The organism is Halomonas sp. LC1 (assembly GCF_030247125.1).
Taxonomy (GTDB): Bacteria; Pseudomonadota; Gammaproteobacteria; order Pseudomonadales; family Halomonadaceae; genus Vreelandella.
Genome location: NZ_JASSPG010000002.1, coordinates 236,942 through 250,516, shown reverse-complemented (window position 1 = coordinate 250,516; position 13,575 = coordinate 236,942). Strand labels below are relative to the sequence as shown.

Sequence of the window (13,575 nt, the reverse complement as noted above, 5' to 3'; positions counted from 1 at the left end):
CCACTTCAACCCCAAAAGCTAAGCATCAGATTCAAGAATTTAAGTATCAATAATTACCCCTGAGAAATTCGATTTATGTTTTGACAACAAAACGCCCCCATAAAGGGGGCGTTCAGCAGTCAGTGCTTACTTACACAATGACTCACGCAAACACTTCAGTCCACTCACTACGCTTGTCTAGCAGACCTTTGGCAAGCTTCTGGGCGCCTTCCAGGCTGTGGCTGGCGGCCCAGCCGCACTGCATTTCGTTGCAGGCGGGCACTTCGGTGGCGGTGAGTACGTCGTTAAGGGTTTTCTCGATGATCGACAGCACGTCGTCGTAATCATCGTGGTTGATCAACGCGATGTAGAAGCCGGTCTGGCAGCCCATCGGGCTGATATCGACCACTTTATCGGTATGGTTGCGCGACATTTCCGCCATCAAGTGCTCCAGGGAGTGCAGCGCGGGCATCTCCATGTGCTCTTTGTTGGGCTGGCAGATCCGCAGGTCGTACTTATGGATACGATCCCCGTGTTGGCCCTCTTTGATGTCGGCCAAACGTACGTAGGGGGCTTTCACCTTGGTGTGATCCAGGTTAAAGCTTTCGACGTTCATCTTCTTTTCGGTCATGTTGGCTCCGTAGTCGCTCTCTTTCATTCGCCTATTCTACACGCTGAGCGTGAGTTACACCTTGGGAGCGTCGAAATTCCACGGCTCGTCGGTGTAAACGCACACGTTGGCGTCTTCGATATCGCCTTCTGGCGACTCGACATGCTTGGCGAAGAAGTCCTGAATTTCCTTACGCTGGCAGTGGGCTTCGAACTCTTCGCGACTGGCCCAAATCTCGTGGAACACGATCGGGTAGCTCGTGCCCTGGGCAAACGGGTTATCGATTTGGCGAGTCACCGTGTAGTGCAGACAGGCATCTTCGCGATGCGTGTTGGGCTCCAGGGTCTGCAGCGCTTTGAAAACGGCTTCTTCTTTACCGGCTTTGGGTTTGAAGCTCGCGATGCAGTAGATTTTTTTCGACATGTCGTCTTCCAAGTTAAGAGTAAGGCTCGCTTCCATTATGGGGCCGGTAGCGCGAGATACCAACCTAGCGCATCATCCGGTCTGCCAAGGTTTCAAGCTCGGGTACCGTCATATCGGGTTCAATCCCCCATGGATCGAACGGTGCATCGGAGTGGCGGCGTATCCAAGCACTGCGCAGGCCCGCGTGGGTGGCCCCAATCACATCGAACGGATTACTGGATACTAACCATGTTGCTTCCGGTCGCGTCTCCAGCCGCGTACGGAGATAGGCATAAACGGCCGGGTCGGGCTTGAAGCGCTTGATGGCATCGACACTCACTACGGCGTCCATATGGCTCTTCACCCCAGCGCGCGTCAGTAGCTGATTGACGGCCTCTTCGGTCCCGTTCGAAAACGCCACGCAGCGAATACCGGCATCGCGTAATCGATCCAGCGCTGGCACCACATCGGGGAAAGCGGGCAGCTCAGCATAAACCGCCATCAAATGGTCACGATCGTTATCGGACAGGCCGGTTTGTAGCGCGCGGTCCGTAAAGACCAGCGCTTCTCGGGTGCACTCGGCAAAAGGCACATACGCACCCATCAGGCTGTGCCGGAAGCTGTACTCCAACTGCTTTTCTCGCCAGCGCTTGGCGAACTCACCTGCCTTGCTGGCATCGCTCAGGCGGCGCTCCAGCTCGATGGTGACCCCCAGGGTATCGATTAGCGTACCGTATACATCAAAAGCGAGTACCGGTTGCATAATGGGCTCCTTCTCAACGTTGATGGCTCCATGGAGTTAAGCGTAGCGGGCCGAGCGAAAACCTCCATTCATGTAGCGCACTTCGCGTCTCCTCTTGCCAATAAGAATGCAAACAATCATTATTATCATTCACTGGCAAAATGCGTTTTCCAATTCCTCATGTCTGCCCCACAGCATCTTTTATTGATCGACGATGATCCCATCCTCGGCGAACAGCTGACCCATTTACTTAGCCAGCGGGAGTATCGTGTCACCCACTGTCTCGATGCCAACAGCGGCTTTCAACGCGCGCTAGAGGGCGACATTCACCTGCTGCTGTTGGACGTTCGGCTGCCCGGCATGAGCGGCTTAGAGCTGCTGTCAGCGCTGCGCAAAAACACCACGCTACCGGTGTTGATGCTGAGTGCCTGCGGTGCCGAAGAAGCGCGTATTCGTGGACTTCAGCACGGAGCGGATGATTACTTAGCCAAGCCGTTTCACCCACTGGAGCTGGTACTACGGATCGAAGCGTTGCTGCGCCGCACGGGGCTGCAGTCTGCCAACCTCACACACTGCTTGCAGGTGGATAGCCTCTCTTTCGACCCTGCCCGGGTGGAACTCAAGGTATCAGGAACGCCCGTCGAACTCACTCCGCTACAGTTCCGTTTACTGTGGCTGCTGGCGCACCATCGAGGCCAAACGCTGAGTAAAACGTACCTGTATCATCGTTTATTTCAGCGCGATTACAGCCCGTATGACCGCAGTTTGGACATGCATGTGAGCCGTATTCGTCGCAAGCTCAGCGGCGCCGGTTTCGATGCGCTGAGACTGCAAACGCAACACGGGAAAGGCTACTGCTTACAATGAAACGGCGTTTGCTCTGGAAGTTGTGCGGCATCGTAGCGACCGGCGGCCTTGCCTTGGTGATCTCGACGTCGCTACTCGAAAAATGGGCAGAACGGCAAATGAGCGTGATTGCCCCGCATCATCAGCGCACCTTGGCCGACTGGGGAGCCACGGCCGAAGCGCTTTACCGCGCGGGCCATGACGCCGCATTGGCCGCTTGGTTAGAGGCTTTGCAAGCGCAAGAGAACACCTGGGCAGCGGTGGTGACCTCCAGCGTGACACCGGTGGCGGGGGGCACGCTGTCCGCCCAGTTCGAGGAGGGGTATCGGTTGGGCCGGTTGATCGAATGGCCAATCCACCTCTATTTTCCCGATAACCCCATCATGGACATTACCTTCGCAGGTGGCCACCGCCACTTCTTGATCACCCTACCCCAGCGTATGCGCCCCGGTAGCCATCTCAAGAGCATGATTTGGCTCGTCAATGGACTAATTCCTCTGTTGACGCTACTCGCTATTGGCTGGCTGCTATATCGACATATCAGCGGACCACTGCGCTACCTGCAGGATGCCACGACGGCCATTGCCGAGGGTCAGCCCCATGCCAACCGAAACCTACCGCCCCGGCATGACGAGTTAGGCGAACTGATGCTCCGGTTCGATGGCATGGCGAGCAAAACCCAAGCGACCATTACCGCCCAGCGGCAGCTGTTGGCCGACCTTTCCCATGAAATTCGTGCGCCGCTGACCCGTCTTAGCTTGGCGATTGAGCAAATGAAAGCGGGCGCTACCTCACCGGCATCGCTTGCCCGCCTAGAGCAGGAGAGCCAGCAGATGCGTCAGTTGGTCAACGACGCGCTGACGCTGGCCTGGCTCACCCACGAGACACCGGCGGTGGGCAACGACACGTTTGATTTGGTCGATTTGCTGGATGCTCTGCTGGATGACGTGCGCTTTGAGTATCCCGATCACCGCTGGTGCGTGTCGCTGCCCGAGAGTGCTCTGCTAATGCACTCCAACCAGCGAGCGCTGGGCCAGGCGCTGGAAAACCTTTTGCGCAACGCCTGTCACTATTCATCTGCGCCGCACGAGGTCGCCAAACCACCGACGGTGACACTCACCTTAAGCGCCGGGCCACATAGCTATCAGTTAACGCTACGCGATAACGGCCCGGGGGTAGAGGCGTCGAAGCTTCCACACGTGTTTACGCCCTTCTACCGCACGGCGGAGGCGCGGCAATCGCGCCCAGAGGGTACCGGGCTGGGACTAGCGCTGGCACTGCGTCATATCCAGGCAGTGCAGGGGGGTATCAGTACGCGTAACCATCCCCAGGGCGGTTTGGAACACGTCATCACGCTGCCAAAGAACGCTGCCCAGCCGCACGTTGCATTCTCCTCCCGCCGCCAGTTGTAACAGTTGTAAAAACGGTAGCCAGCGACACTCTCTCAAACGAGAATAATAATCAAATAGAAAAACATTGGGAGCCTCCTCGTTATCATGCCGTCAACCGCTCGTTTTCTACGTCACCCCCTCGGCCTGACGATCGCTGCGCTGATGAGCAGCGCGGCCTTTGCTCAGTCGTCGCCAACGCTAAACACCGTCCACGTCGTGGCGGAAGCGCTTCACCACAGCGATAGCGTGGTAGACGCCGACACGCTGGAGCGTTACCAAGCCGACGACCTAGGCGATCTATTTGACCAAGACCCGCAAATCAGTGTGGGGGGTTCGCTCGGTATTGCACAGAAGCTTTACGTGCGTGGCGTCGAAGACCCGCTGCTAAACGTCACCATTGATGGCGCGGCGCAAAGCGGCAGCCTGTTTCACCATACGGGACGTATTGGCGTCGACCCAGCTCTGCTCAAGCGTGTCGAAGTCACCACGGGTGCTGGTCGAGCTACCGACGGCCCAGGTGCCCTAGGCGGTAGCGTCCGCTTCGTCACCAAAGACCCGGATGACCTGTTACGCAACGGCGAGCGATTAGGCGGGCTATTGTCAGCGGGTGCGGGTACCAACCCAGAGAGTTACCGTGTCAGTACCACGCTATTTGGACGCGTCAACGACCAGTGGAGCGCCATGGGCACGCTCGTCGAACGCGACCAGCAGCGTTATGAAGATGGCAACGGCAGCGAACAGGCCGGTACCGAGGCCAATCAACAGTTGGGGCAAGTGAAACTGCTAGGGGACTTTGGCGCCCAGCGTTTTACGCTCAGTCACGAGATTCGTCAGGACGAGGGCGAACGCGCCCAGCGCCCGCAGTGGGTCGTGAGCGGTTTCAACCGCCTCTACACACTGGACGCCGAGCGCCAAACCAGCACGCTCAACTATCGGCTGCGCCCGCAAGGCCAACAGCGGCTCGACCTGGAGGCCACGCTATACCACACCACCGCCGATGTGGAGCAAAACGTTGCCGACCGCTGGGGGCGCTACTTTGGTGAATCCGCTTCCACCGGGCTGACCATCGCCAACACCAGCCGGGTAGGTAGCCATCGACTCACTTACGGCCTTGATTATCGTGACGACGAGGTCACGGCGGGCTATGCCGATAACCCTACCCAGGAGCGTGAAAGTGGCGACATCGCTGGCGTCTTCGTGCAAAACGCCCTACAGCTCACCGATGACGTTCAATTGGGGCTAGGCGCCCGCTATGACCGCTACCGCCTAACCGATAACAGCGGCCTCTCCTACCGCGAGGATGACATTAGCCCCAATATCGACGCCCAGTGGATGGTAACTGACCAGATCACCCTCAGTGCCGCTCATGCTCGCGCGTTCCGGGGCCCCAAAGCGCACGACGCGTTCAAGTTAGAGGGAGCAACCAATGCGCCGGACTTACGCGGTGAACATGCTCGGAACAGCGAACTCGCAGCGCGCTTCGAGCAAGGCCCCTGGCAGTTCAGCGCGGAGCTGTACCGCTCTACTATCGACGACGTCATTGCCGACCCGCTGGGTCGCCCCACGCGTTACCAAAACGTGGGAGATCTAGAGTCCAACGGTTATGTGCTCAGTGCGAATTACCAGTGGGCGTCACTCTCCGCCGGGCTCAGTTTCCATCACAACGACATCGAACTGAATGGCCAGCCGCTCACCGTCTATGAGTACAACGGTATTGGTAACACGGTGGGCGATACGTGGACGGCGCAGGTGGATTACCACGTCAACCGCGCTTGGCAGGTAGGCTGGCGGGGCCAGTTCGTCGAGGGGATCGACGCGCTGGATACCTCGGTAGGCACCATCGGTAAACCGGGATATGGCGTGCACGATGCCTACGTTCGCTGGCTACCCACCCAAAGCGACGACCTCGCCGTCACGCTGACCGTCAATAACCTGCTGGATAAACAGTACCTGGACCATGCTAGCAACGCCGACTTCGAGCACATCCCCGGTTATGAGGGCATCGTGGGGCTGGCAGAGCCGGGTCGCGATATTCGTCTCGGCGTCAACTACCGCTTCTGATGATGCGCTAACACGACACTGCCCGCAGCAAGCGGGCAGTGTGTGTTTCGCCAATCGGGTGATCGCTGGCGTTAGATCGTGAAGGCCGCTTCTTGCTGGCCCGTTTTCAGGTCGCCGGAGCGTACTAGCTCATCGGTCACGCGGTCGATGGCGCGTTTGGCGCGGCCGATCATGTCGTCTACTTCGCCACGGTTGATGGTCAGCGGCGGAGCAAAGCCAAGAATGTCGCCTTGGGGCATGGCACGGGCAATCAGGTTCTCTTCCATGGCCGCCGCAGCAACACGCGGGCCGACTTTCAGTGCGGGATCGAAGTGCAGGCGCTGCTTGGCATCCGGGGAGAACTCCAGCGCGGCCATCAGGCCAACGCCGCGAACATCACCCAGCAGCGGGTGGCCTTCGAACGTCGCTTTCAGCTGCTGCTGGAAGTAAGCGCCGGTTTCCGCCGCGTTACCCACCAGATTTTCGCGCTCGATAATGTCCAGATTTGCTAGGCCTGCGGCACAGCCCAGGGCGTGGCCTGAGTAGGTCCAGCCGTGGCCGATGGGGCCGAATTCACCGGTGCCCTGCTCTAGTACCTTCCATACTTTATCGCCAACGATCACGCCAGACAGCGGCTGGTAGGCGCTGGTCAGGCCTTTGGCGATAGTGATCAGGTCAGGCTTCATGTTGTAGTGGTGGCTACCGAAGTCGGAGCCGGTACGGCCAAAACCACACACCACTTCGTCGGCAATTAGCAGCACGTCGTATTTGTCCAGTACCGGCTGAATCGCTTCCCAGTAGCCTTCCGGCGGCGGCACGATACCACCAGTGCCCAGTACCGGCTCACCGATAAAGGCGGCCACGGTATCCGGGCCCTCTTCCAGAATCATCGCTTCGAGCTTATCCGCGCAGTAGGCAGAGAATTCCCGCTCGGTCATGCCGTGCTGCTCGGCGGCGCGCAGGTAGTAGTGCGGCGCTTCGGTATGACGAATGGTGTCAATCGGCAGATCGAAGTGGTCGTGGAACGCTTTCAGGCCAGTGAGTGAGCCAGACGCGATGCCAGAGCCGTGGTAACCGCGCATACGCGAGATGACTTTTTTCTTCTGCGGGCGACCCAATACGTTGTTGTAGTAACGCACGATTTTGAGCTGGGTTTCGTTGGCGTCAGAGCCGGACATGCCGTAGTAGACCTTGGACATGTTGAGGCCTGCGATTTTCAGCACGCGCTCGGACAGCTCGATTTGCGGCTCGTTGGAGTGGCCTACGTAGGTGTGGTAGTAGGAGAGCTCCAGCGCCTGCTTATAAATCGCTTCTGCTACTTCGGTGCGGCCATAGCCGATGTTCACACAGTAAAGACCTGCAAAACCGTCGATGAACTCGCGGCCATCTTTATCAACAATATGAATGCCTTTACCGCCGGTGATGACACGGCCAGGCAAATCGCCATGGGCGAAGTCGCGCAGATGGGTAGAGGCGTGGAAGGTGACTTTGCGGTCGCGTTTGATCAGATCCTGATGCAAGCTCATAACGTTCTCTCTGTACGATAAACCTCCCCAAACAGTGGGGAGGTTATTTAAATAGTGAAGGCTTCCGGCTGGTTAGGCACACACGAACACGCTGTAACCCCCTCCCTGGGCGCTCGGCTTTTTCATCTGACCGCCATGGATGGCGGGAATGCCGGAACTGCATGGAGCTCTTTCCGGCCCTGAAAAAGACGGTTCGCTTAGTACCTAACCAGCCTCCCTTGATCCTTAAGTATCTGCTCTCTTTTTTAACTACCCGATACGGAACCCAGCGCCCCAAGGCAGTAGTACTTCGTTTCCAGGTACTCATCGATACCCGTCGCGCCACCTTCACGGCCAAGGCCGGACTGTTTGACGCCGCCGAAGGGCACGGGCGGGCCGGTCATCTTCACGGAATTGACGCTCACCATGCCGTACTCCAGTGCGCGCATCAGCTTCCAAATACGACGAATATCATGGGTGTAGATGTACGCGGCCAAGCCGTATTCGGTGTCGTTGGCCATCTCGATCACTTCGTCGTCGCTACTATAAGCGGTAATGCCGGCTACCGGAGCAAAGTTCTCTTCCCGCCATACTTTCATTTGCGGTGTCACACCGGTCAGCAGCACGGGCATAAAGAAGTTGTCGCCCGGCGCTTGGCTCTGGTCGCCCGCCACCATCGTAGCGCCTTGGGAGATCGCGTCGTCCACAATCGCGGCTGCTTTTTCGACCGCTTGGCGGTGAATGAGCGGGCCAAGATCGACTTCGCCATGCAGGCCATTGCCCACGGTAAGGGCGGCCATACGCTCGGTGAACTGGGCCACGAACTCATCGTGAATCGATTCGTGTACCAGAATCCGGTTAGCGGCAAGGCAGTCTTGCCCAGCGGTTTGGAACTTGGCCGCTACCGCCGCATAGGCGGCTTCTTTCGGATCCATATCCGGCCCGACGATGAACGGCGCGTTGCCGCCCAGCTCCAGCGAAAGACGCTTCACGGTGTTCGCGCTCTGCTCGATGAGCAGGCGGCCAACGCGGGTGGAACCAGTGAACGAGAGCGCACGAATACGCGGCTCGCTGCACAAAATCTTGGAGACTTCCGCAGGCTCACCCAGCACCACGTTGAAAATGCCTTCGGGAATGCCCGCTCGCTCAGCAAGCTCAGCCAGCGCCAGCGCCGAGAACGGCGTTTCGTTGGCGGGCTTCACAATCACCGGGCAACCTGCGGCCAGCGCGGCAGCGGCTTTGCGGGTGATCATCGCCAGCGGGAAGTTCCAGGGCGTAATCATCGCGGCAATGCCCACCGGCTCTTTAATCGTGCCGAGCGATGCGTTAGGAATGTGGCTCGGGATGGTCTCGCCGTAGGTGCGCTTGCCCTCTTCCGCGAACCAGCGCACAAAGCTTGCGCCATACTCCACTTCACCACGGGCATCGGGCAGCGGTTTGCCCTGCTCCAGGGTCATGATGGTCGCTAGGTCTTCACGGTTGGCTTGAATCAGGTCGTACCACGCCAGCAGACGTTCGCAACGCTCGTCGGCGCGCAGTGCCCGCCAGTGAACGAAGGCCGCTTCGGCTGCATCCACCGCCGCAGTGATTTGATTCGCCTCCAGCAACGGAATATGGCCAATGGCTTCGTTGGTTGCGGGGTCGTACACGGCCTCTTCGCGGCCGCCTTCACCATGGGTCCACTTGCCGTTCACGTAGGCGTACTGCCGGAACAAGCGCGGGTCTTCCAGGCGTTTCACAAGCGTGGTTGATAGTGTGATCATGGGAACCTCCCCAGGTTGCAGCCAGTACGGTGAAGCCAAGTGAGGGCGACAAACCGTGCACATCAAAAGGGTTATCACAGCGGCCCAATGGCCGCGCTGAATCGATGTGCCTAGCGTAAGGGAGAACCGCCACGAAGTGTTTTTGAAAGCGCCGGTGTTTTCCGGCACTTTTTTTGTGGCAAGACGTTTTATGATGGTTTTTTTTGGCCGCAAGGCAAAGCGGCTAAAGCGCAGCGCTGGGGTCGATGCCAATCGGCTGATGCTTGACGGTCTTCGTCACGATATACGTAAAGTAGCGCTCAATGCCCACCTCCGACACCAGCCATTTATCCATCAAGCGCTGGTAGCTATCGATGGTGCGGGCTTCGAACTTCACCAGATAATCGACGCCACCGCCGACGGCCACGCACTCGGTCACCTCGGGAGTTTGCATCACCAAGGCTTCAAAGCGGGCAAAGCTGTCGGCGTTATGCTGTTTGAGCTCGATCTGTACCCACACGGGGTTGCGCGGCACCAACACCTCCGCATTGATGCGCGCGGTGTAGCCCTCGATCACCCCGGCTTTTTCCAGGCGTTTTACCCGTTCCCAGCAGGGGCTGACCGAAAGGTTAATCGCCTCGGCCAGCTTCGACTTGGTGATGCGCCCGTCCCGAGAGAGGATATCGAGGATTTTGAGATCAAAACGGTCCAGTTTCATCATGCCGGGGGCTACGCCTCCAGGCGTTCGACAACATCGGCGATCACCGCCAGGGTGTCCCCCATATTGATCAGCGACGGCGCACGGCGCGCCATGAGAATGCCGTCACGCTCAGCTTGGTAGGCCACGGGAGCCGTGCCGCTGCGGGTCATGTCGTAGACGTAGGCGATGGTTTGGCCTTTCTTCACTTCATCCCCCAGCGCCACTAACAGCTCCAACACGCCGGAGTGTTGGCTCTGCACGTAGCAACTGGCATCCGGCATATCGAGGTACATCTGCCCGCCTTTGGGCATCTCCACGTCACCGGCTACCAAGCCGTAATGAATTAAGAAGTTACGCACGCCACGCTCGGCAATGGCAATGCTTTGCGGCGTAGAGGTGCCGCCGCCGCCCAACTCAGTGGCCACAAACACTTTGCCCTGGCGCTCGCAGGCGGTGTCGAATAGCTTTTCGGCATCCAGCTCGAACATCACCATGGCGTAAGGTGCGCCAAACGCTTTGGCACCTTCTAAGGCTGCCTGCTGCTGCTTTTTGTCGTCCAATACGTGAGACGCACCAAACGGCAGGATATCCAGCGTGCGGCCGCCGGAGTGCAGGTCGAGCACCACATCGCTCATGGGCACCAGCACGCGGGTGAAGTAGTCGGCAATTTGCGAGGTCACCGTGCCGTTAGGGTCGCCAGGGAAGCTACGGTTCAGGTTGCCTTTGTCCATGGGCGAGGTGCGTTTGCCCGCCATCACCGCGGGAGTATTCATGCAGGGCACGATGATCACGCGACCGGTCACGTCTTCCGCTTTCAGCGTTGAGGAGAGCTTCAACAGCGAAGTGATGCCCTCGTACTCATCGCCATGGTTGCCGCCGGTGAGCAGTGCCGTGGGGCCTTCGCCATTTTTTACTACCGTGACGGGGATCATCACCGCGCCCCAAGCCGATTCATCGGTGGAGATTGGCAGCTTTAAAAAGCCGTGCTGCACGCCGTCGGCGTCGAAATCAACGGTGGCGGAAATGGGGCTTGGCCGCAGTTGGTTCGGTTGATGCGTCATTGTGTGTCCCTTGTCTTGTGCGCGGCTATTTAACGAACAGCTGGCGGGGGAAGTTTGCCAGGGTTTCGCAGCCGTCTTCGGTAATGAGGATGCTTTCGGTGATTTCCAGGCCCCAGTCATCGACCCAGAGGCCAGGCATGAAATGAAACGTCATGCCGGGCTGCAGGATGGTTTCATCCGAGGGGCGCAGGCTCATGGTGCGCTCGCCCCAGTCGGGCGGATAGGAGATCCCGATGGGGTAACCACAGCGGGCACCGCCACGGTCAAAGCCGTATTTATCCATCGCAGCCCCCAGCGCCATGGCGATATCTGCCGTGCGGTTGCCGGGCTTGGCAACGGCTAAGCCGTTTTCGATCCCTTCCAATAGCGCCGATTCCGCACGAATGAAGTCGGTGGGAGGTGTGCCCAGAAAGACCGTGCGCGACATAGGGGCGTGGTAGCGTTTAAACACGCCAGCAATTTCGAAGAACGTGCCCTCTCCGGTACGAAACGGCGTGTCGTCCCAGGTTAAATGCGGGGCAGCTGCGTCTTTTCCGGTCGGCAGCATGGGCACGATGGCCGGGTAGTCACCACCGAATACTTTGCCGTTTTCGTCGATAAACCCTTCGATACCGACACGATAAATTTCTGATACCAGTTTGCTCTTGGGCAGGCCGGGTTCGATCACTTCAAGAATGCGCGAGTGCATCCCTTCGACGATTTTGGCCGCAATCCGCATATAAGCAATTTCTTGGGGCGACTTGATCGCCCGGCACCAGTTGACCAGCGCGTTAGCATCCATAAACCGCGCATGGGGCAGCTCTTTCAATAGGCTCTGATACGCTTTGGCGGAGAAGTAGTAGTTGTCCATCTCCATGCCCACCACGCCGGTATGCCAACCACGGTCAGGCATGATCGATTGCGCCAGATACTCCATCGGGTGCATATCGGGGTTCTGGACGTAGTAATCCGGGTAGTAGGTGATGTTGTCGGGATGAATCCAGCAAGTACGCAACGCGCCGTTGGCATCCATACGGCGACCAAACCATACCGGCTCGCCTTCCAGCCCCACCAATACGCACTGGTGAACGTAAAATGACCAGCCATCGTAGCCGGTCAGCCACGCCATGTTGGAAGGGTCGCTGACGATCAGTACATCGATGCCGCGAACGGCCATTTCAGTACGCACCTTCCACAGGCGGTTCGCATACTCTTCACGAGTGAAAGGCAGGGAAACCTCAGTCATCGGGCAACTCGCCATCAAAGATCACTAAGAACCAGCACAAGCCAAAGTGGCTTGCCGCGCTGGGCCACAGGATCGACCTGGCCACCGCCGCTGTTGGCCCGCCAATGTCGTCTTAAGCCGATACTAGCACCCACCCTTGGTTGCCGGTCAAAACCTTTATGACAAAAATTTCATATGCCGTTAACGCCCCCTTCATTCGAATGTTGACAGCGCCTTTACGAGGTCAGCGTCAGGCATAGCGCGGGTTGCGCACGCCTATCGCTCTCACCCATGATAGTGGGCAACGGCATTGGGCAGATGATCAGGAGATGGTATGAAAATCGTGGTGCATATCGACGACGCAGAACAGTGGCAACACGCCATTGCCGAAGCGCTGCCTCAGGCGACCGTTCTCACCAGCGACGCGCCTGCTAGCGAGCGCATCAACGCCGACTACCTGGCCGTATGGAAAGCGCCAGCGCACCTTTTGCAGGAACAAACCCAGCTAAAAGGCATTATCAATCTAGGCGCAGGCGTCGATCATCTGCTCAAGACCCCCGGGCTGCCCAAAGACGTGCCCATCGTGAAATTGCGCGACGCGGGTATGAGCGAGCTCATGGCCGATTACGTGCTCTATGGCGTGCTGCACTTCTACCGCAGCATGGATCGCTACGCCGCGCAGCAGCCCACTGCTCGGTGGCAGCCCCATGCCGTGCCCGATAAAGCGAGCTGGCCAGTGGGCGTATTGGGGCTAGGAGCCATCGGCAGCTATGTCGCCAGCGCTCTTCAACAGGCGGGCTTTCCCGTCTTGGGCTGGAGCCGCACGCCTAAAAAGATCAGCGGCGTGCGTTGCCTACACGGCGATGACGGGCTGAACGAGCTGTTGAGCCAAGTGCAAAGCGTGGTGACGATCCTGCCTGACACGGCAGCGACTCGGCACATTCTCGACGCCCAGCGGCTGGCCCAACTTCCCAAAGGGGCAAGTGTCATCAATCCTGGGCGCGGTAGCTTGATCGATGAGCAGGCGCTGCTGAACGCGTTGGGTTCGGACGAGCATTCAGGTCATCTGCGCGGCGCGCTGTTGGATGTCTTCCATGAAGAGCCCCTGCCCGCTGACCACCCGTTATGGCAACACCCCAAGGTCCTCGTCACACCCCATATGGCGGCGCCCACGCCACTGAACGACGCCATCGATCAGGTGATCTCGTACCTGCATGCTTTCGATGCAGGGGAGCCACTGGCCACCGTGAACCCGGCAATGGGCTACTGACGGCTCCCCCTGCGCTCGCTATACTCGCCCAAGGAACCAAGCGCTCGCTAAAGGCTCTTAGGACAACAGACTGGATGGAGGAA

Annotated in this window: 12 protein-coding genes; 4 read left to right on the top strand and 8 right to left on the bottom strand. The window is 58.6% G+C overall.

Features of this window, described 5'->3' with window-relative positions; translation table 11 throughout:
• Positions 1-142: 142 nt before the first annotated feature.
• From QIT27_RS04055 to QIT27_RS04045, 3 genes are all read right to left on the bottom strand, one after another.
• Positions 143-610, bottom strand: a complete 468-nt coding sequence (locus tag QIT27_RS04055; protein ID WP_285262969.1) for an S-ribosylhomocysteine lyase — start codon at positions 608-610, stop codon at positions 143-145.
• 54 nt (positions 611-664) lie between these two features.
• Positions 665-1,012 carry a putative quinol monooxygenase gene (locus QIT27_RS04050; RefSeq protein WP_062360950.1) on the bottom strand — a complete coding sequence of 116 codons (348 nt, stop codon included), beginning with the start codon at positions 1,010-1,012 and terminating at the stop codon, positions 665-667.
• A gap of 64 nt (positions 1,013-1,076) precedes the next feature.
• Entirely contained in the window at positions 1,077-1,754 is a 678-nt protein-coding gene (locus tag QIT27_RS04045) for a haloacid dehalogenase type II (protein ID WP_253017708.1), read from the bottom strand.
• A 159-nt stretch (positions 1,755-1,913) separates the two neighbouring features.
• Here QIT27_RS04045 and QIT27_RS04040 point away from each other — a divergent pair, with 159 nt between their 5' ends.
• From QIT27_RS04040 to QIT27_RS04030, 3 genes are all read left to right on the top strand, one after another.
• Positions 1,914-2,600 carry a response regulator transcription factor gene (locus QIT27_RS04040; RefSeq protein WP_159343039.1) on the top strand — a complete coding sequence of 229 codons (687 nt, stop codon included), beginning with the start codon at positions 1,914-1,916 and terminating at the stop codon, positions 2,598-2,600.
• Positions 2,597-3,991, top strand: a complete 1,395-nt coding sequence (locus tag QIT27_RS04035) for a sensor histidine kinase (protein WP_285262968.1) — start codon at positions 2,597-2,599, stop codon at positions 3,989-3,991. The genes QIT27_RS04040 and QIT27_RS04035 overlap by 4 nt, the downstream gene beginning before the upstream one ends.
• Positions 3,992-4,075: 84 nt before the next feature.
• Positions 4,076-6,031: a TonB-dependent receptor domain-containing protein gene (locus QIT27_RS04030; RefSeq protein WP_285262967.1), complete on the top strand. Its 1,956-nt coding sequence runs from the start codon at positions 4,076-4,078 to the stop codon at positions 6,029-6,031.
• 71 nt (positions 6,032-6,102) lie between these two features.
• Here QIT27_RS04030 and QIT27_RS04025 read toward each other — a convergent pair whose 3' ends face one another.
• The 5 genes from QIT27_RS04025 to doeA form a co-directional block, all read right to left on the bottom strand.
• Positions 6,103-7,536: an aspartate aminotransferase family protein gene (locus QIT27_RS04025; RefSeq protein ID WP_285262966.1), complete on the bottom strand. Its 1,434-nt coding sequence runs from the start codon at positions 7,534-7,536 to the stop codon at positions 6,103-6,105.
• A gap of 245 nt (positions 7,537-7,781) precedes the next feature.
• A complete protein-coding gene (locus QIT27_RS04020) occupies positions 7,782-9,278 on the bottom strand; it encodes an NAD-dependent succinate-semialdehyde dehydrogenase (RefSeq protein WP_285262965.1) in 1,497 nt (498 codons plus the stop codon).
• A gap of 223 nt (positions 9,279-9,501) precedes the next feature.
• Positions 9,502-9,978 (bottom strand): Lrp/AsnC family transcriptional regulator, encoded by a 477-nt coding sequence (locus QIT27_RS04015; RefSeq protein WP_285262964.1) that lies wholly within the window; start codon positions 9,976-9,978, stop codon positions 9,502-9,504.
• A gap of 8 nt (positions 9,979-9,986) precedes the next feature.
• Positions 9,987-11,018 carry a N(2)-acetyl-L-2,4-diaminobutanoate deacetylase DoeB gene (gene doeB / locus QIT27_RS04010; RefSeq protein WP_253017690.1) on the bottom strand — a complete coding sequence of 344 codons (1,032 nt, stop codon included), beginning with the start codon at positions 11,016-11,018 and terminating at the stop codon, positions 9,987-9,989.
• A gap of 25 nt (positions 11,019-11,043) precedes the next feature.
• Positions 11,044-12,243, bottom strand: a complete 1,200-nt coding sequence (gene doeA / locus QIT27_RS04005; RefSeq protein ID WP_285262963.1) for an ectoine hydrolase DoeA — start codon at positions 12,241-12,243, stop codon at positions 11,044-11,046.
• A 313-nt stretch (positions 12,244-12,556) separates the two neighbouring features.
• Here doeA and QIT27_RS04000 point away from each other — a divergent pair, with 313 nt between their 5' ends.
• Entirely contained in the window at positions 12,557-13,492 is a 936-nt protein-coding gene (locus QIT27_RS04000; RefSeq protein ID WP_159343046.1) for a 2-hydroxyacid dehydrogenase, read from the top strand.
• Positions 13,493-13,575: the final 83 nt, after the last annotated feature.

Coding starts and splice junctions, on each gene's coding strand:
- QIT27_RS04055 (WP_285262969.1), bottom strand. CDS start 610: ATGACCGAAAAGAAGATGAACGTCGAAAGCTTTAACCTGGATCACACC.
- QIT27_RS04050 (WP_062360950.1), bottom strand. CDS start 1,012: ATGTCGAAAAAAATCTACTGCATCGCGAGCTTCAAACCCAAAGCCGGT.
- QIT27_RS04045 (WP_253017708.1), bottom strand. CDS start 1,754: ATGCAACCGGTACTCGCTTTTGATGTATACGGTACGCTAATCGATACC.
- QIT27_RS04040 (WP_159343039.1), top strand. CDS start 1,914: ATGTCTGCCCCACAGCATCTTTTATTGATCGACGATGATCCCATCCTC.
- QIT27_RS04035 (WP_285262968.1), top strand. CDS start 2,597: ATGAAACGGCGTTTGCTCTGGAAGTTGTGCGGCATCGTAGCGACCGGC.
- QIT27_RS04030 (WP_285262967.1), top strand. CDS start 4,076: ATGCCGTCAACCGCTCGTTTTCTACGTCACCCCCTCGGCCTGACGATC.
- QIT27_RS04025 (WP_285262966.1), bottom strand. CDS start 7,536: ATGAGCTTGCATCAGGATCTGATCAAACGCGACCGCAAAGTCACCTTC.
- QIT27_RS04020 (WP_285262965.1), bottom strand. CDS start 9,278: ATGATCACACTATCAACCACGCTTGTGAAACGCCTGGAAGACCCGCGC.
- QIT27_RS04015 (WP_285262964.1), bottom strand. CDS start 9,978: ATGATGAAACTGGACCGTTTTGATCTCAAAATCCTCGATATCCTCTCT.
- doeB (WP_253017690.1), bottom strand. CDS start 11,018: ATGACGCATCAACCGAACCAACTGCGGCCAAGCCCCATTTCCGCCACC.
- doeA (WP_285262963.1), bottom strand. CDS start 12,243: ATGACTGAGGTTTCCCTGCCTTTCACTCGTGAAGAGTATGCGAACCGC.
- QIT27_RS04000 (WP_159343046.1), top strand. CDS start 12,557: ATGAAAATCGTGGTGCATATCGACGACGCAGAACAGTGGCAACACGCC.